This window comes from Lichenibacterium dinghuense, from assembly GCF_021730615.1.
In the GTDB taxonomy this organism is placed as follows: Bacteria; Pseudomonadota; Alphaproteobacteria; order Rhizobiales; family Beijerinckiaceae; genus Lichenihabitans; species Lichenihabitans dinghuensis.
Genome location: NZ_JAJLMN010000001.1, coordinates 2003313 through 2020954, shown reverse-complemented (window position 1 = coordinate 2020954; position 17642 = coordinate 2003313). Strand labels below are relative to the sequence as shown.

Here is a 17642-nt window from a genome sequence, read left to right as displayed (position 1 = left end):
GGCCGACTCGCTGACGTTGAGTGATGTCGTGAGTCGTTGAACGCCGCGATGAGTCGCGAGTTCCTGTCAGGCCCGCGGTCTGCTTCATTCCGGCGCGCCGCCCGTCACAGTATTGGGCGGCGCGAAGGGCGTGAAAGCTTGAGCTGAGCCGTCGGCGGACCTGCCGAAGACCTTCCCTGGATGCGCCGTCAGGCTTCCGCCTGGCGCGGCCTCCGGGGCCGGGAGGTTGGGGGCGCGTCGCCGCGGCCGGGCCCGTCCTCGTAGCGCGGACGGCGCGCGGGCGCTTCCGTGGCGGGCTCGATGCGCGGCTCGACGTTCTCGCCCCGGCGGATGGCCTCGCCGAACTGCCGGGCCGCGCCGTCCCGCACCTCGAACTTGGTTTCCCGGTCGAAGATGCGGATGGCGCCGATGTCGCCCTTGCCGACCCCGCCGCGGCGGCACAGCATGGGCAGGAGCCAGCGCGGGTCGGCGTTGTTGCGCCGGCCGATGTTCATGCGGAACCAGGTGCCGCCGCCCGACGAGGCCGGAGGGCCGCCCTGGGGCCCGGCGCGCCCGGCTTCCCCGCCGCGCGCCCAGTCGCGCCCCTGCGGGTTCGCCTCGTAATCGTTGCGCGGCCGGCGCGGCGGCTGCGTGCCGGGGTCGGTCACGTCCTCGGGGGCGGGCAGGCGCGAGCGGTAGACGCGCACCAGCGCCGCCGCCACCTCCTCGGCCGAGCGCTGCTCAAGCAGCGTCTTCGCCATGGCGAGGTCGTCCTCGCTGGGCTCCTCGGCGAGCAGCGGGTCCCCCGCCATGCGCTCCTGGTCGAGCTTGCGGATCTCGTCGGCGGTGGGCGGCGCGCTCCAGGCGGCCTCGGCCTTGGCGACCGCGAGCAGCCCCTCGGCGCGGCGGCGGCGCGCCGGCGGCACCAGCAGCACGCTGACGCCCTTGCGGCCGGCGCGGCCCGTGCGGCCGGAGCGGTGCTGCAGGGTTTCGGCGTCGTTGGGCAGGTCGGCGTGGATCACCAGCGCCAGGCCCGGCAGGTCGATGCCGCGCGCCGCGACGTCGGTGGCGACGCAGACGCGCGCCCGCCCGTCGCGCAGGGCCTGGAGGGCGTGGTTGCGCTCGTTCTGGCTGAGCTCGCCCGACAGCGACACGGTCGAGAAGCCGCGCTCCAGCAGGGCCGACTGCAGGTGGCGCACGGTTTCGCGCGTGTTGGCGAAGACCAGCGCGCTCGGCGGCTCGTAGAAGCGCAGGAGGTTCACCACCGCGTGCTCGACCTCGCGCGGCACGATCCGCACGGCCCGGTATTCGATGTCGGCGTGGCCGCGGGAGCCGCCCGCCACCGCGATGCGCAGAGCGTCGTTCTGGTAGCGCTGCGCCAGCGTCACGATGCCCTTCGGCAGCGTGGCGGAGAACAGCAGCGTGCGGCGCTCCTCCGGCGTGGTCTGGAGGATGAACTCCAGGTCGTCGCGGAAGCCGAGGTCGAGCATCTCGTCGGCCTCGTCGAGCACCACGGCGCGCAGGGCCGAGGGGTCGAGGTTGCAGCGCTCCAGGTGGTCGCGCAGGCGGCCGGGCGTGCCCACCACGATATGGACGCCGAACGACAGGGCGCGGGCCTCGCGCCGCGCGTCCATGCCGCCGACGCAGGACACGATGCGGGCGCCGGCCGGCTTGTAGAGCCAGGTGAGCTCGCGCTCGACCTGCAGCGCCAGCTCGCGCGTGGGCGCCACGATGAGGGCCAGGGGCGCCGCCGCCGGGGGGAGCGCGTCGGCGTCGCCCATCAGGGTCGGCGCGATCGCGAGGCCGAAGGCCACGGTCTTGCCCGAGCCGGTCTGGGCGGAGACGAGGAGGTCGCGCCCCGCTTCCGCTTCGAGCACGGCGGACTGGACGGGGGTGGGATCCTGGTAGTCGCGTTCGGCCAGGGCGCGCGCGAGGGAAGGGGCGGTCGGAGGAAAAGCCAAGCTTGGTTTCGTGCCTTGATCGAGGGGACAGCGCCGGCGACGCGGCCGATGCACCGAGGGGACGGGCCGGGAAGGGGCGGCCCTGCGACGCTTCGGCCCATCCCGGGCGCTGCGCCTTGTCGAAGACATGGTCATTAGGCCAAGGCGGCGCAATCGGCGAGCCCTCGGGCCGCGGAATAAAGCCGCCGATACCTCGCAAGCGCCCATGTCATGGCTGCCGCCGCGCACCAGATCCCCGGGCGAGGGACTGGATCGCGGAGCCGCGGCGCCGCGCCGACGCGGCCCGACACTTGCGAATGCCCTCGCGCGTGCTGAAATCCAGCGGGTGCCGCGCTGCGGCCGGCACCTGCGGCTCGACGAGAGCAGCCCGGGAGACAGATGCGGTGAGCGACGAGTACGACGACTGGGAGGTTTCCCCCCGCGCGCAGCCCAAGGCCGCCGACTACGGCTTCGACCTCGACCGCGCGCTGTCCGCCGTGGTGGGCCTCAGCGCGCGCGTGGCCAGCGACGCCTACACGGCGGAAACGCTGGGCGTCGAGCGCGGCGGCAACGGCGTGGTGATCCGCGAGGACGGGGTGGTGCTGACCATCGGCTACCTCATCACCGAGGCCGAGGAGGTGCTGCTCGAAACCCACCGGGGGCGCGTCGTGCCGGGCCACGTGCTGGGCTACGACGGCGCCACCGGCTTCGGCCTCGTGCAGGCGCTGGAGCCGCTCGGCCTCCCCGCGCTGAAGCTCGGCGACTCGCGCCACGCCGGCGTCGGCGAGAGCGTGATCCTGGCGGGCGCCGGCGGGCGCCGCCACTCGGTCGCGGCCGAGATCGTGGCGCGCCAGGAGTTCGCGGGCTACTGGGAATACCTCATCGAGGAGGCGATCTTCACGGCCCCCGGCCACCCGAACTGGGGCGGCGCGGCGCTGATCGGCGGCGCCGGCGAGCTGCTCGGCGTGGGGTCGCTGCAGCTCCAGCACCAGGTCAACGGCGGCCGCGTGAAGGCGCTCAACATGGTGGTGCCGAGCGAGCTGCTGGTCCCGATCTACGAGGACCTGCTGGCGGGCCGCTCCGGCGCGGCCAGGCCATGGCTCGGCGTCTACGCCCACGAGATCGACAAGAGCGTCGTCATCGTCGGGGTGGCCGACAAGGGCCCGGCCGATCGCGCCGGCCTGCGCAAGGGCGACATCGTCAAGGTCGCGGCCGGCATGGACATCGTCAACCTGGCCGACTTCTACCGCTCCATGTGGGCGCTGGGCGGCCCCGGCGTCGAGGTGCCGCTGACGCTGGAGCGCGAGGGCGACGTGTTCGACCTGCGCATCACCGCGGCCGACCGCCGCCAGTTCCTGAAGCAGCCGCGCCTGCATTGACCTGACGGAACGGCTGGCCTCGGGCCGCCGCATCCTGTAGGGGGATCGCCCCTTCCCATATCGGCCCCCGCCGGCGCTCGTGCGCCGCGGGGGCCGTTTTCGTCCGTGAGACCCCTGGCATGCGCGCCGTCGGCATCGATTTCGGCACGACCAACAGCGCGGTCGCGGTGGTGGAGGACGACGGCTCGGTGCGGAGCCTGTCGTGGCCCTCCGCGTCGGGCGACGTCGGCGTGTTCCGCACCGCGCTGGCCTTCTGGAGCGAGGGCCGCGCCCCCCGCGCCGTGGTCCGCACCGCGGGGGGGCCGCAGGCGCTGGAGCACGCGCTGTCGGGCTCCGGCAACGGCCGCTTCGTGCAGTCGATCAAGACCTACCTCGGCAGCCGCGCCTTCACGGAAACGCGGCTCTTCGGCCGGCGCTTCTCCATCGAGGACCTGGTGTCGACCTTCCTCGGCCACCTCGCGCCCGAGCGCGACGCGCTGCTGGCCGGGGCGGCCGGCGTGGTGGCGGGCCGCCCCGTCGTCTTCGCCGGCGACAACCCGGACGAGGACCTCGCGGTGGGGCGGCTCGGGGCCGCCTTCGCGCAGGCGGGCTTCGGCGTGGTCGACCTCGCCTACGAGCCGCTCGGCGCCGCCTACTGGTACGCGCGCGATCTCGACCGCGACCAGACCGTGCTGGTGGCCGACTTCGGAGGCGGCACCTCCGACTTCTCCGTGATCCGCTTTCGCCGCGGCGGGGGGCGCCAGGACGCCGAGGCGCTGGCCCACGGCGGCGTCGGACTCGCCGGCGACACCTTCGACTACCGCCTGATCGACCATTACGTCGCGCCGCAGCTCGGCAGCCGCTCGCACTACCGCTCCTTCGACAAGCTGCTGCCCATCCCGGCCTACATCCACGCGGCCTTCAGCCAGTGGCACCAGCTGTCCTGGCTCAAGGCGCCGGCCACCATGGCGGAGCTGCGTAAGCTGCTCGCCGCCAGCGACGACCCCGAGGCGATGGAGCGGCTGATCGACTTCGTCGACCTCGACCTCGGCTTCGAGCTCTACCAGGCGATCAGCGGCGTGAAGATCCGCCTGTCGGACGCGGAATCGACGCGGCTCGACTTCGACAGCCACGGCATCCGGCTGTCGGCCGAGGTGACGCGGGCCGCGTTCGAGCGGCTGATCGCCCCCGACCTCGCCCGCATGGCCGAGGCCGCCGACGACACGCTGGCCCGCGCCGGCCTGTCCTACGGCGACATCGACGCGGTCTTCACCACCGGCGGCACCTCGCAGGTGCCGGCCGTGCGGCGGCTCTTCGTGGAGCGCTTCGGGGAGGAGAAGCTCCACGCCGCCCACCCGCTGCAGTCCGTGGCGTCGGGCTTGGCGCTCTACGCGGCCGACCGGGCCGCCGAACGGGCGAAGGATCGGGAGGCAGGACGAGCCTCTTGAAAGGTTCGGGGCCGGCCTTCCTCCCCGCCGTCTTCCGTCGCCTTCCGCCGTCGCGGCTGGACATCGTCCGGCTCAACTCGCCCGATGATGGTAGAGCGCGTGTGTTCGCCATACGCTATCGCGTGCATCAGGTATCGGAGAGATGAAAGATCGTTCATCTGCGGAACGTTCTCGGGCATCCTGCGTAACACTTGCCAGTTCTGCTCGCGAAAGCGGCGCTAGAACTTGAGCAGGAGTTCAAGACAATGACGATGACCAAAGGTCTGCGCGCCCTGACGCTCGCCGCCGCCCTGGCGGCCGGGACGGCCTCGGCGGCCTACGCGGCCGACCCGATGGTGGGCGGGGCGCCGATGATGGCCAGCAAGAACATCGTCCAGAACGCTTCGCAGGCCAAGAACCTGACGACGCTGGTCGCGGCCGTGAAGGAGGCCGGGCTCGTCGAGACGCTGGAGGGGCCCGGCCCGTTCACGGTGTTCGCACCCACCAACGCGGCCTTCGACAAGCTGCCCAAGGGCACGGTCGAGAAGCTGATGCAGCCCGACATGAAGGCCGACCTGAAGAAGGTGCTGACCTACCACGTGGTGGCCGGCAAGATCGACGCGGCCGAACTCGCCAAGGACATCAAGGCGAACGGCGGCAGCTACAACATGAAGACGGTCGAGGGCGGCACGCTGACGGCGAGGATGGACGGCGACAAGATTGCCCTGATCGACGCGAAGGGCGGCGGCGCCATCGTCGAGACGCCGGACGTGTTCCAGTCGAACGGCGTCGTGCACGTCATCGACAGCGTGCTGATGCCGAAGTGATCCTCCGCCCGCGGGCGGTGGCCTAGGGGCGACGCGGCACTCCCGCGAGGCCGCGTCGGGGAGCGTCCCGGAGACCGGGGCGCTCCGTCGGCTTGCGCGGCCTCCGGGGGGCCGTTAAGCCTCGGCTCCTCGTGTCGCGCGGAGCAGACCCTCTCATGTCGATGTCCTCCGGCTCGGCCGCCGACTACCTCGTCGACCGCCGCCGCATCCGCCGCAAGCTCACCTTCTGGCGCGTGTTGGCGGGCGTGGTGGTCGTGCTGGCCGTGGTGGCGGTCTTCGCCAGGGTCGGTGCGCCGGGCTTCGCCGCGCGCGTCACGCCCCACCTCGCCCGCGTGAAGATCGGCGGCCTGATCACCGGCGACGACGCGACGCTGCGACTGCTCCACGACGTCGAGACGACGGATTCGGCCAAGGCCCTGGTGCTGCAGATCGAGAGCCCCGGCGGCACCACGGTCGGCTCGGAGCGGGTCTTCGACGCCATCCGCAAGGTCGCGGCGAAGAAGCCGGTGGTGGCCACGGTGGACACGCTGGCGGCCTCCGGCGCCTATATCGCGGCGCTCGGCGCCGACCACATCGTGGCCTACGGCAACTCGCTCGTCGGCTCGATCGGCGTGCTGTTCCAGTTCCCCAACGTGTCGGGCCTGCTCGACAAGATCGGCGTCAAGGTCGAGGAGGTGAAGTCGGCGCCCCTCAAGGCCGCGCCGAACGGCTTCGAGCCCACCAGCGACGCCGCCCGCGCGGCCCTGGCCTCCCTCGTCTCGGACAGCTTCGACTGGTTCAAGGGGCTGGTGAAGGACCGCCGCCACATGACGGACGCCGAGCTCGCCGCCGTGGACGACGGGCGCGTGTTCACCGGCCGGCAGGGCCTGCCCTTGAAGCTCGTCGACGAGCTCGGCTCGGAGGAGGACGCCGTGCGCTGGCTCGAGAAGGAGCGCGACGTCGCCGCGGGCCTGCCGGTGCGGGACTACAAGCCGAAGGGCCGCACCGGCTTCTTCGGGCTCTTCGTCTCCGCGGGCAGGCTCGCCGAGGGCGCCGCCGACGCGCTGGGCGTCCCGGCGCTCGGCCGGATGGCCGCAGCGCTGGCCGGCGCCGCCGCCCAGGCTCGCCTTGACGGTCTCATGGCCGTTTGGCAGGGTGCCCCGGGCCAGTGAAGGATCTCCGGACACGCCGGCCGACATCCCGCATGGCGCTTGTGTGGGGGCGCAGGTGATCAAGTCGGAACTGGTCCAGCGGATCGCCGAGAAGAACCCGCACCTCTACCAGCGGGACATCGAGAAGGTCGTCAACGCCGTGCTGAACGGCATCACGGACGCCCTCTCGCGCGGCGACCGCGTGGAGCTGCGCGGCTTCGGAGCCTTCTCGGTGAAGCGCCGCGACGCGCGGCTCGGCCGCAACCCCCGCACCGGCGACCACGTGGAAGTCGTCGAGAAGGCCGTGCCCTTCTTCAAGACCGGCAAGGAGATGCGCGAGCGGCTGAACCCCGGCGACCCGGAGGTCGCCGAGGAGCCGCCGGAGCGCCTGCGGGCGTGACGGCCACCGCGCGGGGCGTGACCCCGGCGGCGGATCGTGCGACATCCCGCGCGCATTGACGGGGGCGACGGGGCCGCCCCGAAGCAGCCCCAGAGGAGACGGATGTGTGGACCTTTCTGAAAGCCCTCGTGCTGGTGCCGATCGCGATCCTGGCGGTCGCCTTCGCGGTCGCCAACCGTCAGGTCGTGTCCATCTCCTTTGATCCCTTCTCGTCCGGCGCGCCCCTCCTGTCGCTCACGGCGCCGCTGTTCCTGCTGGTGTTCTTCCTGCTCAGCTGCGGGGTGGTGATCGGCGGCGTGGCGAGCTGGCTCGGCCAGGGCCGCTACCGCCAGGCCGCGCGGCGCAACGGCGCGGAAGCCCGCGAGGCCCGCGCCGAGAGCGGGCGCCTGCGCACCGAGCTCGACATCCAGTCGCGCCAGAACCGCGAGGCCGCGCGCCTCGCCGGAGCCTCGGCCGGCCCGCTGCCGGCGCTCGAACTCCACGACGCGCACTGATCGACCCCGTGCGGCTCGTCTCCGCCGACGAGATCGACCGCGCGCTCGACCCGCGCAGCCTCGTCGAGGCGCTGCGCCGCGCCTTCGCGTCCGCGACCTACGTCGCGCCGACGCGCCATCACCACGCCATCGGACGCGAGGGCGGGGCGACGCACCTGCTCATGCCGGCCTGGAGCGCCGGGGCGCCCGGGCCCGGCGCCTACGTCGGCACCAAGATCGTCGACGTCTTTCCCGACAACGGTCGCCTCGGCCTGCCGGCCGTGATGGGCGTCTACGTGCTGCAGTCGGGCGAGACGGGGGCGCCGCTGGCGGTGCTCGACGGCACGCGCCTCACCCACCGCCGCACCGCGGCCGTCTCCGCCCTGGCCGCCGACCTGCTGGCGCGGCCCGACGCGTCGCGGCTGCTCCTCGTCGGTGCCGGCGCGCTGGCGCCCCACCTCGCCCGGGCGCACGCGGCGGTGCGGCCCCTCTCCCGCATCGCCGTGTGGAACCACCGTCCGGCCGGGGCCGAGCGCCTTGCCGCCGCGCTCCGCGCCGAGGGTTTCCCGGCCGAGGCCGCGCCCGACCTCGAAGCCGCGGTGCGGGCGGCCGACACCGTGTGCTGCGCCACGCTGGCGACGGCGCCGCTCCTGCGCGGCGCCTGGCTCGCGCCGGGGCAGCACCTCGACCTCGTCGGCGCCTTCACCATGGGCATGCGCGAAGCCGACGACGCCTGCCTCCGGCGCGCCCGCGTCTTCGTCGACACGCCGGCGGCGCTGTTCGAGGGCGGCGACGTGGCGGTGGCGATCCGCGACGGCGCTCTGCGCGAAGCCGATGTGCTGGCCGACCTCGCGGCCCTGTGCCGGGGATCGCATCCCGGCCGTGGCGACGCCGGCGAGGTGACACTGTTCAAGGCGGTCGGCACGGCGGTGGCTGACCTCGCGACCGCGGTCGCGGTCCGGGACGCGCTCGACGCGGCCTGAACCCGGCCCCGCGGCGCGGCGTTCCGGTCCAGACAGGAGGCCTCCCATGGCGACGCGCGGGTTCACGGGGCGGCGCCCCTCGGACGAGGCGCGGGCGCGCCTGCCCCCGGGGCAGCACGAGGTGAAGGATTTCCCGATCTTGCAGATCGGCCCGACGCCGCGCATCGACATGCTCCGGTGGCGCTTCGTGCTCTACGACCGCGCCCGGCCGGTGAAGAGCTGGAGCTGGGAGCAGTTCGATGCCCTGCCGAAGACGAAGTGGCGCGGCGACATCCACTGCGTGACGACCTGGTCGAAGTTTGACACGCTGTGGGAGGGCGTGACGGTGGACGACCTCCTCGCCGACGCCACGCGCGGCGAGCCGCCGACCCCCTACGCCCTGGCGGTCTCCTTCGACGATTATTCGACCAACGTGCCGGCCGCGGACCTCGTCGGCGGCCGGGCCATGATCGCGACGCGTTACGCGGGACAGCCGATCACGCCCGACCACGGCGGCCCGGCGCGGCTCCTGGTGCCGCACCTGTACTTCTGGAAGAGCGCCAAGTGGCTGCGCGCGCTGCGTTTCACCGAGAAGGACGAGGCCGGCTTCTGGGAGGAGAGCGGCTATCACATGCGGGGCGACCCGTGGCGGGAGGAGCGGTTCCGGGGCGACTGAACACGGGATCTCGAAGGGCACAGCATGTCGGCTCCCGCCGACATGCCCCATCGAGGCACCGGGCCTGTGAACAGGCTCGGTGGCCCTTCGGCGAGGCTCGGGGCGGAGCCCTGATGGGCATTCAGTTCCTGATTTGTTCTTGACTCCGGGCGCCTGATCTAGTCTGAACAGCTTCGCTGCAGGATTGCGGCTCGGCCCGGGGCTCCTGCCCTCCGCAAGCCTCCCCATCCCGCTTCGCGGGCGTGGGCCCAGGCTCGCTCCTCCCGCGGGCCTTTTTCATGCCCGACGCCGGACGCGCCGATCCTTTCCCGCTCGCGGGAAACAGGCGTGTCTTGAGCCTGTCGAGGGATGCCGTCGCGCAGCGATGACGGACGAGGGGCGCGCCCCGCGCTCCCCGCCCCTGAGCACAGCTGAATATACCCGCGCCGACCATCCCCTGCCGCTCGCCCGAGCCGCGGGCGGCCGTCGCACGTCCCCCCTCACATCGCGAGCCGCATCATGCCTCTCTCGTCCGGCGCGGGCGTGCGCGACAGCCTGTCCAACCTCGCGGCCTCGCTCGGCACGGGCCGCGACAAGGCCAGCTACGACGCCTTCGCGGTGTTCGAGCTCGGCCGTGCCCAGATCGAGAGCATGTACCGCGGCGACTGGCTCGCCCGGAAGGTGGTCGACATCGTGCCATACGACAGCGTCCGGGCGTGGCGCTCGTGGTCCGGCCACCGGGCCGAGGTGGCGCGCTTCGAAGCCGCCGAGCGGCGCCTCGGCCTGCGCAAGACCGTGCAGCGCGCCATGACGCTGGGCCGGCTCTACGGCGGCGGCGCGGTGCTGATCGGCGACGGCGAGGGCGACCCCGCCGCCCTGGCCCGCCCGCTCGACCCCCGACTGCCGAAGGGCGGGCTGGCGTTCCTGCACGCCGTCAGCCGCTGGCAGCTCGGCGTGACCGCGCTCGACCTGAACCCGCTCCGACGCACGACTACGACCCGGCCCAGCCGCGCGACCTCTGGGGGCGGTGGACGAGCCATGGCGCGGGTGCAGGCGCGCCGGCCGGTGCCGCGGGGATGCCGGGCCACACGCAGGGGCACGCTGCGCAGCAGCCTGGAGGTCTGTCGTGGCTGCTCAATATGTTGAACCCGATCGGGACGGCGCGGGCCGCCGAAGAACCTCCGGAACGGCTGCTTCGCAGGGAGGCGGAGCTGGCCGAACCAGCCGAGCTTGAACTTGGCGACGTGATGCGGGTTCAGCGCTTCGAAGAGGCTCGGAAAGCGCTTGAAGAGATCAACCCTCAAAGTCGCGCATTCCAGTTTCTGAGGGAGCCCGGTGCGCTGCCGAGCGAGGCCGAAATCGCCCAGCTCGAAGCCGCCGTCAGGAACGAATACATCAAGCGTACATGTGATTTTCTTTTTCCCGGTGGGAAGCCGATCGGCCAGGAGGGTACGAATCCCTATATTCGATTGCTACCTGGCGGACTTCGTGCGGCGCAGAGGGACTATGATTACCTCAGCTCTGGTGGTACAGATATGCCCTTCAATAAAGGGTCGATGGTGCGACTGTCCTACGGGGCTGGCACGATCACACTACGTCCGATCACCTCCAGCCCATCATCTCCTGCCGTCGGCGTCACGGTGCCGGATCTCGATTATTATAAAATCCACTATTGAGGATGCGATGAAAAAGATGGAAAAGCTAGCCGCAGAACTCCGAGCGGAGGCGGATATCGACTTTCTCGATTTGCCTTTCATAGCAGCGTCAGTTCGTCGAGAAATCGCTTCGGGGGATGATAATGAGATTCGCCGTCATACTCTAGATTTGGTCAGAAAATTGATGGAAATGGACGTTTTCGCTGGAGATTATAATCTTGACGACTTAAAAAGTGGAAGAGGATTTCAATTCAGACGTGAGATACCTGATGAAGTAATCTCCTGGATAGAGGCGGAGTGGATCGCGCTGGGGCACTTGCCCACGCAGGAACAGCCAATTTGTTGGTTCTCTTTGCGGAGATGAGACGATATCGTGAGCGTTGACCTTACTGTCCATCACGCACTCTCCACGAGCGTGGGGCCGACCTCGGCCCTATGGTCGACGCTATAGCGTCCGGTACAATGTGACGACATCGCTGGGCCGCATCACGCATGTGATGTCGCAGCCAAGAGGAGGGGGCGATAGCCGCGAGCGAGATGCTGAGCGTCGAGACCTGCGCCAGGCAGGGCGACCGTTTCATCCCCCTGGACGAGCTGACCAGTCTGAAGCTGAAGGAGCCCCCTTTACGTCGATGGCTCCATACGCCTGACGGCCTGAGGAAGGCCGCTCGTCACCGACGAGGACTGGACCGGCGTCGTCCAATGATGGGCCGGCATGAGCACCGTCCTGCGCGACCTGTCGAACAGCACGCGACGGATGGCGGAAGTTCGCTTCATCTGGCCCGGGTCGGTGCTGTTCGATGTCGACGGAGAGCGGCTGACCTGCACCTGTTGCGGGCCCGAGACGAAGTCCGCGACGGTCGATCGCATTCTCGCGTTGCAGATTTTCATGGGTGAATATAAAAAAGTCTTTGAGCGCGTGCAGGTGATCAGTCATCCCGGCAATCGTGATTATGTCGTTGCGCTCGACTGCATGAAATACTCACAATACAATGTGATCGAATGTCGGGGCAGCCCGTCGCTCGCGGTCACGCTCTCCTTCGCGTTCCGGCCGCTGTGGCGGCTCGACGCGCTTCGGAGCGCTCTGACCTTCGACCTCGAGCAGGGCGGCCCCCCACCCATCGGGCCGCACGCTGAACCATCTTCGAAACCGCGGGGGCGTTGCATCCAGCATGGCGTCCCGCACCCGCCCGCCGCTGCCCTCGGTCGAGGTCGCCCTGCCGCGGGCCTTTCGCCCGCTCTTCACGCCCTCGCGCTTTAAGGCCTTCTACGGCGGCCGCGGCTCCGGCAAGTCCCACGCGGTCGCGACCGCCCTCGTGCTGATGGCGGCCGAGCGCCCGCTGCGGGTGCTGGCGGCGCGCGAGATCCAGCGCTCGATCCGCGACTCGTCGAAGCGCCTGCTCGACGACCGCATCGCCGCGCTCGGCCTGTCGCGCCGCTACCGCTCCACCGCCGAGGCCATCCGCGGGCGCAACGGCTCGCTCTTCGTCTTCGCGGGGCTGCGCGCGAACCCGGAGTCGATCAAGTCGATGGAGGGGATCGACGTCGCCTGGGTCGAGGAGGCGGCCAGCGTGTCGCAGCGCTCGCTCGACATCCTCACGCCGACGATCCGCAAGCCCGGCTCCGAGATCTGGTTCACGTGGAACCCGCGCCACCCCTCCGACCCCGTCGACGCCCTGTTCCGCCGCGGGCCGCCGCACCCGGATGCGGTGGTGGCCGAGGTCCGCTACTCCGACAACCCGTGGTTCCCCGCCGTGCTCGAAGCCGAGCGCCTGTGGGACCGCGCCCGCGACCCCGAGAAATACGCCCACATCTGGGAGGGCGCCTACCAGCTTCACGCCGAGACGCGGGTGTTCCGCCGCTGGCGCATCGACAGCCTCGCCGTGCCGGAACGGGCGCGGCCCTATTACGGCGCGGATTGGGGTTTCGCGGCCGACCCGACCGTGCTGGTGCGCTGCTTCCTCTTCGACGGCACGATCTACGTCGACCGGGAGGCCTACCGGGTCGGCTGTCCGATCGGCGAGACGGGCGCGCTGCTCCGCACGGTGGAAGGCACGCACGGGGCGGGCGCCTGGCCCATCACGGGCGACAGCGCGCGGCCGGAGCTGATCGACCACCTGCGCCGCGAAGGGTTCCGCATCCGCCCGGCCAAGAAGGGGAAGGGCTCGGTCGAGGAGGGCGTGGCCTTCCTCCAGGGCCACGACATCGTGGTGCACCCGGACTGCCGGCACGCCATCGACGAGCTGACGCTCTACTCCTACCGCACCGACCCGCTCACCGGCGACATCCTCCCCCTGCTGGAGGACCGCCACAACCACGTCATCGACGCGCTGCGCTACGCGCTGGAGGGCGTGCGGCGGTCTGACTACCGGCTACTGAACCTGGTGTGATGCCTCGGCCTCGCAGAGGCCGGGGAACAATTCGGCGAGCCGGTCGTCCCCGAGCGCGATCGCGTCGACCATCTTGAAGGCGAAGCCCGCCATGTCGGTGCCGATGACCTCCGACCGGTCGAGCGCGCGGCCCGCGATGGCGGCTTGCGCGAAGGGGCGGGGCCGCGCATCGATCACCATGAACGACGGGATGCCGTCCACGATGTGGTATTCGAGCGAGACCGACAGGCGATCCTCGTCGCGCGCGGCCTCGCCCCAGAAGCCCATGATCAGGTCGAAATGGGCGCCGTGCTCCATCACGCGATCGAGCGTCCAGTGGACGTAGTAGACCGCGACCGTCGCCTCCGGGGTGTCGACGTATCCCCACCCCGACGGCTCGCGTGTCCGCAGCAGGGGCAGATCCCGTTGTCGTGGGATCCCGTCCTCTGGATGGAAAGCATCGACGCCATCGAAGCCGCCCTTCCTGCTGACCGCGCCATGATGGCGGTGTGGCTCCATCGCTGGTGCGGCGTCAACTTTGGATAGGCAATGCGCGGGATTTCGGAGGAGGACGCCGCGGGCCGCGATGGCTTCCCGAACGCCCAACGCCGCGGACGAGCCGCGGCGTTGGATGGTCCGATATCGGCTGGACAGAGGTCAGTGGGCGCGGCGGGCGCCTTTGGCGGTGCTGCGCGCGGCGCGCGGCGTCGCGAGGGCGGCGGCGGCCACCACGGTCTCGGCGGGGGCCTTCTCGGCCGTCGCCTTGGGCGCGGCCGCCTTCGGAGCGACCGCCTTGGAGGCGGCGGCTTTGGGCTGCGCGGGTTTGCGCGGCGCGGCGGCCTTCTTGACCGCGGGGGCCTTGGCCGGGGCAGCCTGGACGGCTTCCACCACCGGGGCAGCCTGGGCGACGGCGGCGACCGCGGGCTCGGCGGCGCGCGTCAGCGCGGCCTCGGCGGCGAACCAGTGGTGCTCGTGGCGGCCGTGCGGGCGGCCCTCGGCCTCCCAGGTGAAGTAGGCGTGGATCGCGACGGCGTTGTGGGTGGGGAGGGTCAAGGGGCGAACTCCGGGATGGGCCCGCCGCGCGGGCCGTGATGGGGGCCGGAGGCCGGCCGCCTTCGAGGCTCGGCGGGTCTCCGGGGTCTAATCGCGGATACCGGGCGCCACCGCTTCGAGGGTGATCTTCGAGGGCTCGCACCGGCCCGCCGCCTCCTAGCAGTGCGTCCCGAGGCTGGTGCGGGGCTGGCGTCTTCGCCCACCCTCGGTTTTGTTCTGCATTCGTTCTTGACTTTGGGCGTCCGATCTGGTGTGGTTAGGGACGCTGCAGGATTGCGGTTCGGCCCGGGGCGCCTCGCCCGCGGGCCTTTTCTTTGCCCGGAGGGCGGCGCCATGGCGAGGAGGCCGACCCGCCGCCGCGAGCCGGGCGCCGAGCCCCATCCCGATACAGTGGAGATCCGCGCCGCTATCCGAGCCCACGTGCCCGACGCGATCCGCGAGCTCGCCCGCCTCGCCCGCGAGGCGACGAGCGAGCAGGCGCGGGTGTCCGCCATCAACGCCCTGATCGACCGCGGCTACGGCGACCTGAAGCACCTCGCCGAGGCCGACGAGGGCGTGTCCGGCATCACCGTCCGCTTCGTGACGCCGCCCGGCGAGGCCTGATCGCACCCGCCCTTCTCCCGCGAGCGGGAGAAGGTGCCCTCACGACGTGAGGGCGGATGAGGGGAAGCCCCGCGCTCCCCGCCCCTGAAAGTCCCCCGAGCCGACCGCCCCTTGCCGCTCGCCCGAGCCGCGGGCCGCCGCCGCGCGCCTTCCTCCCCCATCCCGAGGTTCGCATGACGTTCTCGTTCGGCGCGGGCGTGCGCGATAGCCTGTCCAACTTCGCGGCCTCGCTCGGCACGGGCCGCGACAAGGCTGCCCACGACGCCTTCACGGTCTTCGAACTCGGCCGCGCCCAGATCGAGGCGATGTACCGTGGCGACTGGCTGGCCCGGAAGGTCGTCGACATCGTGCCTTACTGGCTCGGCAGTTCCAGGGGATCGTCGGACCGGGCCGACCAGATCACCGCGATGCTGCACCAGACCCTCAGCGGCTCCGCCCGCGCCGGCCGGGCGCGGGCGTGAGCGCGCCGTCGCACGTCGATCCGGCGGCCGGCGGGCGGGCGGAGCGGCCGCCGTGCCGCGTGGGCCGGCCGACCGTGGCGGGGTGCCGCGACACGGAATGGCTGTCGGCCGTCATCATGTGCCTGTGGGCGCTGGTGCTGGCCCTGCCGGGCGACAGCCTCGCCGGCCCGTCCTTCTCGGCCTTCCACCGGCTGGGGCTGACCGAAACCTTCTGGTCCTGCGCGTTCGGGGCGACGGGCGGGGTGCGGCTGGCGGCGCTCTACATCAACGGCCGCTCGCCCCGCACCCCCTATGCCCGCATGCTGGGCGCCTTCCTCGGCTTCCTGAGCTGGGGGCAGGTGGGCTTCCTGGTCTACGAGGGCACGATGCAGGGACTGGGCGTGATCTCGCCCGGCGTGGCGGTCTACGGCGTGCTCAGCGCGATGGAACTCCGGTCCCTCTATCGAGCGAGCTACGATGCCCGATATGTCAGCCGCTGACCTCGCCGCCATCGCGGGCACGTTCCTGGCGGCCATCATCTCGGGCCTCGGCCTGCGCCGCGGCGAGGCCGAGAAGAAGGGACTGCCCGCCCCCGACCCCGGCCTGTCGGCCGGCGTCTTCGTCGGCCTGGAAGCCGAAACGCAGCGTGCCCTGCTCGAAGAGTTGCGCGACATCCATGCCGACCTGGTCGGCTGGCGCCGGCAGGACGAGACTGAGCGACGGGCCGACAAGGACCGCTCCGTCGTCGAGCGGTTCGAGCTGGTCGAGAGCAACCAGGCCAAGATCCTCGGCCTGTTGGGCAAGATCACCGACCGCGGGGACCAGGACCACCATCGCGAGCGCTGACGGCCGCACGGCGCGCCGGCCGTTGTGACGGGCCGCCGGACCCGCTATTTTCGCGGGACCCGGACGGGAGGTGCTCCGCTGGCGGAAGGGGGAACATGTCCCAGAGCGAGGCCGAGCGACGCGAGCGCTTCCTCGCGGCGCTGGCCTCGATCGAGGCGGCGACCGACCTTCCCGACGTCAAACGCGCCATGGACGGGCTGATCGAGCCCTACGGCCTGAGGCACGCCGTGCTGTTCGCCGTGGGCCGGGCCGGCGTCGCCGACGGGCGGGACACGATCCTCTTCACCTACCCGACCCACTGGGTCGAGCGCTACATCCAGTCCCGCTACCACGCCATCGACCCCGTGATGCGGGTCGGCATGCGGAGCATCGTCCCGGTCGACTGGGCGACGCTCGACAGGTCGGCGCCCGTGGTGCGCCGCTTCTTCGACGAAGCCGGGGAAGCCGGCGTCGGCCGCCAAGGCCTCGCCCTGCCGAGCCGCGGGCCGGGCGGGGCCCAGGCCCTGTTCAACGTCACGTGCGACGCGTCGGACCGGGACTGGTCGATGCTGCGCCACGACCTCGTGCGGGACATGGGCATCGTCGCCAGCCACCTCCATGCCAAGTTGCTGGAGATCGGGGCCGCCGCGCCGCCGGGCGCCGCCGTCCCGCGCTTGTCCGTCCGCGAGCGTGAAACCCTGCAATGGGCCGCGGCCGGCAGGACCATCGACCAGACGGCGGACATCCTCGGCCTGTCGTCCAGCGCCGTGCGCACCTACCTCGACGCGGCCCGCCGCAAGCTGAACTGCCTGACCAAGCCGCAGGCCGTGGCGGTCGCGATGAGGCGCGGGCTGATCGAGGGCTGAGGGGGCCCTCGGGCCGCCCGGCCGGGTCCCGCGCCACCGCAATTTTGTCAGGCTGTTCGGCGCCGGCGCGACGCGGCATGATGGCCCGGACGGCGGCGCGCGGCGCAGCGCTCGGGAGGGCCGGCATGGCGGGGGATCGCGGCGACGAGTTGCGGGCTTTGAGGACGGTGATCGAGCTGTGCCGGGCCCAGGCGATCGCCCTCGACATGCCGGGCCTCGAGCACATCCTGAGCCGGGCCGAATCGTCGTTAGCCTCCCACCTGGCGGCGCCGCCGCCGCAGATCCCGCGCGGACGGGCGTTGTCTGTCCCGCGCGGCCGCATTGTGCGGCATTGAAGCGCGGAGGCCGGCGTCAGCCCGCCCGGTAGCTCCACACCACCTCGGCGTCGTCGACGTCGCCGGCCGCACCGGCGTCGCGCAGGGCGGCGACGGCGAGGCGGCGCAGCCGCCCGCGCTCCTCGGACTGCTTGTGCCGTGCCGGGATCGAGGTCGGTGCCTTCACCAGATACTGCAACGGCGAGCCCACGGCCGCCAGCGTGAGCGTCTCGCCGTCGTAGGCGCAATCGATCCAGGCGCCCTTCAGCGGCAGGCGGGCTCGGGTCATGCTGTGGGGTCCCTGTCAGATCGGGGGGCGCGGAGGCGTCACGGCCTTCTGCCGCGCGCCTCCACCCCGCGGCAAGC

23 protein-coding genes are annotated in these 17642 nt (G+C 71.6%); 19 read left to right on the top strand and 4 right to left on the bottom strand.

What is annotated here, in order from left to right; genetic code table 11:
• Positions 1-188 precede the first annotated feature (188 nt).
• On the bottom strand, positions 189-1940 hold the full coding sequence (locus L7N97_RS09830; protein WP_237478128.1) for a DEAD/DEAH box helicase: 1752 nt from the start codon (positions 1938-1940) through the stop codon (positions 189-191).
• Between the two features lie 383 nt (positions 1941-2323).
• Here L7N97_RS09830 and L7N97_RS09825 point away from each other — a divergent pair, with 383 nt between their 5' ends.
• The 13 genes from L7N97_RS09825 (at position 2324) to L7N97_RS09765 (ending at position 13196) form a co-directional block, all read left to right on the top strand.
• Complete coding sequence (locus L7N97_RS09825; protein WP_237478127.1) at positions 2324-3298, top strand: S1C family serine protease; 975 nt, start codon at positions 2324-2326, stop codon at positions 3296-3298.
• Between the two features lie 119 nt (positions 3299-3417).
• Entirely contained in the window at positions 3418-4725 is a 1308-nt protein-coding gene (locus L7N97_RS09820) for an Hsp70 family protein (protein WP_237478126.1), read from the top strand.
• 251 nt (positions 4726-4976) lie between these two features.
• The gene (locus L7N97_RS09815; protein ID WP_237482137.1) at positions 4977-5531 is read left to right on the top strand and encodes a fasciclin domain-containing protein; all 555 of its coding nucleotides are present in this window, start codon (positions 4977-4979) and stop codon (positions 5529-5531) included.
• Between the two features lie 161 nt (positions 5532-5692).
• Entirely contained in the window at positions 5693-6682 is a 990-nt protein-coding gene (sppA, locus tag L7N97_RS09810; RefSeq protein WP_237482136.1) for a signal peptide peptidase SppA, read from the top strand.
• A gap of 55 nt (positions 6683-6737) precedes the next feature.
• Positions 6738-7061 (top strand): integration host factor subunit beta, encoded by a 324-nt coding sequence (locus tag L7N97_RS09805; protein ID WP_237478125.1) that lies wholly within the window; start codon positions 6738-6740, stop codon positions 7059-7061.
• Between the two features lie 104 nt (positions 7062-7165).
• On the top strand, positions 7166-7555 hold the full coding sequence (locus tag L7N97_RS09800) for a DUF1049 domain-containing protein (protein ID WP_237478124.1): 390 nt from the start codon (positions 7166-7168) through the stop codon (positions 7553-7555).
• 8 nt (positions 7556-7563) lie between these two features.
• On the top strand, positions 7564-8517 hold the full coding sequence (lhpI, locus tag L7N97_RS09795; RefSeq protein ID WP_237478123.1) for a bifunctional Delta(1)-pyrroline-2-carboxylate/Delta(1)-piperideine-2-carboxylate reductase: 954 nt from the start codon (positions 7564-7566) through the stop codon (positions 8515-8517).
• A gap of 46 nt (positions 8518-8563) precedes the next feature.
• Positions 8564-9172, top strand: a complete 609-nt coding sequence (locus L7N97_RS09790) for a sulfite oxidase-like oxidoreductase (protein ID WP_237478122.1) — start codon at positions 8564-8566, stop codon at positions 9170-9172.
• A gap of 498 nt (positions 9173-9670) precedes the next feature.
• Positions 9671-10297 carry an anti-CBASS protein Acb1 family protein gene (locus tag L7N97_RS09785; RefSeq protein ID WP_237478121.1) on the top strand — a complete coding sequence of 209 codons (627 nt, stop codon included), beginning with the start codon at positions 9671-9673 and terminating at the stop codon, positions 10295-10297.
• Complete coding sequence (locus L7N97_RS09780) at positions 10291-10827, top strand: hypothetical protein (RefSeq protein ID WP_237478120.1); 537 nt, start codon at positions 10291-10293, stop codon at positions 10825-10827. The genes L7N97_RS09785 and L7N97_RS09780 overlap by 7 nt, the downstream gene beginning before the upstream one ends.
• Positions 10828-10834: 7 nt before the next feature.
• Entirely contained in the window at positions 10835-11170 is a 336-nt protein-coding gene (locus L7N97_RS09775; protein WP_237478119.1) for a hypothetical protein, read from the top strand.
• Positions 11171-11521: 351 nt separating this feature from the next.
• The gene (locus L7N97_RS09770; protein ID WP_237478118.1) at positions 11522-12067 is read left to right on the top strand and encodes a hypothetical protein; all 546 of its coding nucleotides are present in this window, start codon (positions 11522-11524) and stop codon (positions 12065-12067) included.
• Positions 11979-13196 (top strand): PBSX family phage terminase large subunit, encoded by a 1218-nt coding sequence (locus L7N97_RS09765; RefSeq protein WP_237478117.1) that lies wholly within the window; start codon positions 11979-11981, stop codon positions 13194-13196. The genes L7N97_RS09770 and L7N97_RS09765 overlap by 89 nt, the downstream gene beginning before the upstream one ends.
• On the opposite strand, the gene L7N97_RS09760 is transcribed toward L7N97_RS09765, so the two are convergent.
• Both L7N97_RS09760 and L7N97_RS09755 read right to left on the bottom strand, forming a co-directional pair.
• Positions 13179-13493 carry a hypothetical protein gene (locus L7N97_RS09760; protein ID WP_237478116.1) on the bottom strand — a complete coding sequence of 105 codons (315 nt, stop codon included), beginning with the start codon at positions 13491-13493 and terminating at the stop codon, positions 13179-13181. The two genes, L7N97_RS09765 and L7N97_RS09760, sit on opposite strands and share 18 nt — an antisense overlap.
• A 339-nt stretch (positions 13494-13832) precedes the next feature.
• Positions 13833-14228, bottom strand: coding sequence for a DUF2934 domain-containing protein (locus L7N97_RS09755; protein WP_237478115.1), 396 nt, complete (start codon positions 14226-14228; stop codon positions 13833-13835).
• A 333-nt stretch (positions 14229-14561) separates the two neighbouring features.
• On the opposite strand from L7N97_RS09755, the gene L7N97_RS09750 reads away from it, so the two are divergent.
• The 6 genes from L7N97_RS09750 to L7N97_RS09725 all read left to right on the top strand — a co-directional run bounded on the left by L7N97_RS09750 (position 14562) and on the right by L7N97_RS09725 (position 17297).
• Entirely contained in the window at positions 14562-14831 is a 270-nt protein-coding gene (locus L7N97_RS09750) for a hypothetical protein (RefSeq protein ID WP_237478114.1), read from the top strand.
• Positions 14832-15004: 173 nt separating this feature from the next.
• Positions 15005-15292, top strand: a complete 288-nt coding sequence (locus L7N97_RS09745; RefSeq protein ID WP_237478113.1) for a hypothetical protein — start codon at positions 15005-15007, stop codon at positions 15290-15292.
• Positions 15289-15771, top strand: a complete 483-nt coding sequence (locus L7N97_RS09740; RefSeq protein ID WP_237478112.1) for a hypothetical protein — start codon at positions 15289-15291, stop codon at positions 15769-15771. The genes L7N97_RS09745 and L7N97_RS09740 overlap by 4 nt, the downstream gene beginning before the upstream one ends.
• The gene (locus tag L7N97_RS09735; RefSeq protein WP_237478111.1) at positions 15758-16117 is read left to right on the top strand and encodes a hypothetical protein; all 360 of its coding nucleotides are present in this window, start codon (positions 15758-15760) and stop codon (positions 16115-16117) included. The genes L7N97_RS09740 and L7N97_RS09735 overlap by 14 nt, the downstream gene beginning before the upstream one ends.
• A 95-nt stretch (positions 16118-16212) precedes the next feature.
• On the top strand, positions 16213-16962 hold the full coding sequence (locus tag L7N97_RS09730) for a helix-turn-helix transcriptional regulator (RefSeq protein ID WP_237478110.1): 750 nt from the start codon (positions 16213-16215) through the stop codon (positions 16960-16962).
• A 125-nt stretch (positions 16963-17087) separates the two neighbouring features.
• Complete coding sequence (locus tag L7N97_RS09725) at positions 17088-17297, top strand: hypothetical protein (protein ID WP_237478109.1); 210 nt, start codon at positions 17088-17090, stop codon at positions 17295-17297.
• 16 nt (positions 17298-17313) lie between these two features.
• Here L7N97_RS09725 and L7N97_RS09720 read toward each other — a convergent pair whose 3' ends face one another.
• The gene (locus L7N97_RS09720; protein ID WP_237478108.1) at positions 17314-17565 is read right to left on the bottom strand and encodes a hypothetical protein; all 252 of its coding nucleotides are present in this window, start codon (positions 17563-17565) and stop codon (positions 17314-17316) included.
• Positions 17566-17642 lie beyond the last annotated feature (77 nt).

What these genes read in the sequence shown, in the direction of transcription:
- L7N97_RS09735 (WP_237478111.1), top strand. Translation starts at nt 15,758, where the DNA reads ATGTCAGCCGCTGACCTCGCCGCCATCGCGGGCACGTTCCTGGCGGCC.
- L7N97_RS09775 (WP_237478119.1), top strand. Translation starts at nt 10,835, where the DNA reads ATGAAAAAGATGGAAAAGCTAGCCGCAGAACTCCGAGCGGAGGCGGAT.
- L7N97_RS09725 (WP_237478109.1), top strand. Translation starts at nt 17,088, where the DNA reads ATGGCGGGGGATCGCGGCGACGAGTTGCGGGCTTTGAGGACGGTGATC.
- L7N97_RS09745 (WP_237478113.1), top strand. Translation starts at nt 15,005, where the DNA reads ATGACGTTCTCGTTCGGCGCGGGCGTGCGCGATAGCCTGTCCAACTTC.
- L7N97_RS09820 (WP_237478126.1), top strand. Translation starts at nt 3,418, where the DNA reads ATGCGCGCCGTCGGCATCGATTTCGGCACGACCAACAGCGCGGTCGCG.
- L7N97_RS09770 (WP_237478118.1), top strand. Translation starts at nt 11,522, where the DNA reads ATGAGCACCGTCCTGCGCGACCTGTCGAACAGCACGCGACGGATGGCG.
- L7N97_RS09790 (WP_237478122.1), top strand. Translation starts at nt 8,564, where the DNA reads ATGGCGACGCGCGGGTTCACGGGGCGGCGCCCCTCGGACGAGGCGCGG.
- L7N97_RS09780 (WP_237478120.1), top strand. Translation starts at nt 10,291, where the DNA reads ATGTTGAACCCGATCGGGACGGCGCGGGCCGCCGAAGAACCTCCGGAA.
- L7N97_RS09760 (WP_237478116.1), bottom strand. Translation starts at nt 13,493, where the DNA reads ATGGAGCACGGCGCCCATTTCGACCTGATCATGGGCTTCTGGGGCGAG.
- sppA (WP_237482136.1), top strand. Translation starts at nt 5,693, where the DNA reads ATGTCCTCCGGCTCGGCCGCCGACTACCTCGTCGACCGCCGCCGCATC.
- L7N97_RS09815 (WP_237482137.1), top strand. Translation starts at nt 4,977, where the DNA reads ATGACCAAAGGTCTGCGCGCCCTGACGCTCGCCGCCGCCCTGGCGGCC.
- L7N97_RS09765 (WP_237478117.1), top strand. Translation starts at nt 11,979, where the DNA reads ATGGCGTCCCGCACCCGCCCGCCGCTGCCCTCGGTCGAGGTCGCCCTG.
- L7N97_RS09730 (WP_237478110.1), top strand. Translation starts at nt 16,213, where the DNA reads ATGTCCCAGAGCGAGGCCGAGCGACGCGAGCGCTTCCTCGCGGCGCTG.
- L7N97_RS09750 (WP_237478114.1), top strand. Translation starts at nt 14,562, where the DNA reads ATGGCGAGGAGGCCGACCCGCCGCCGCGAGCCGGGCGCCGAGCCCCAT.
- L7N97_RS09720 (WP_237478108.1), bottom strand. Translation starts at nt 17,565, where the DNA reads ATGACCCGAGCCCGCCTGCCGCTGAAGGGCGCCTGGATCGATTGCGCC.
- L7N97_RS09785 (WP_237478121.1), top strand. Translation starts at nt 9,671, where the DNA reads ATGCCTCTCTCGTCCGGCGCGGGCGTGCGCGACAGCCTGTCCAACCTC.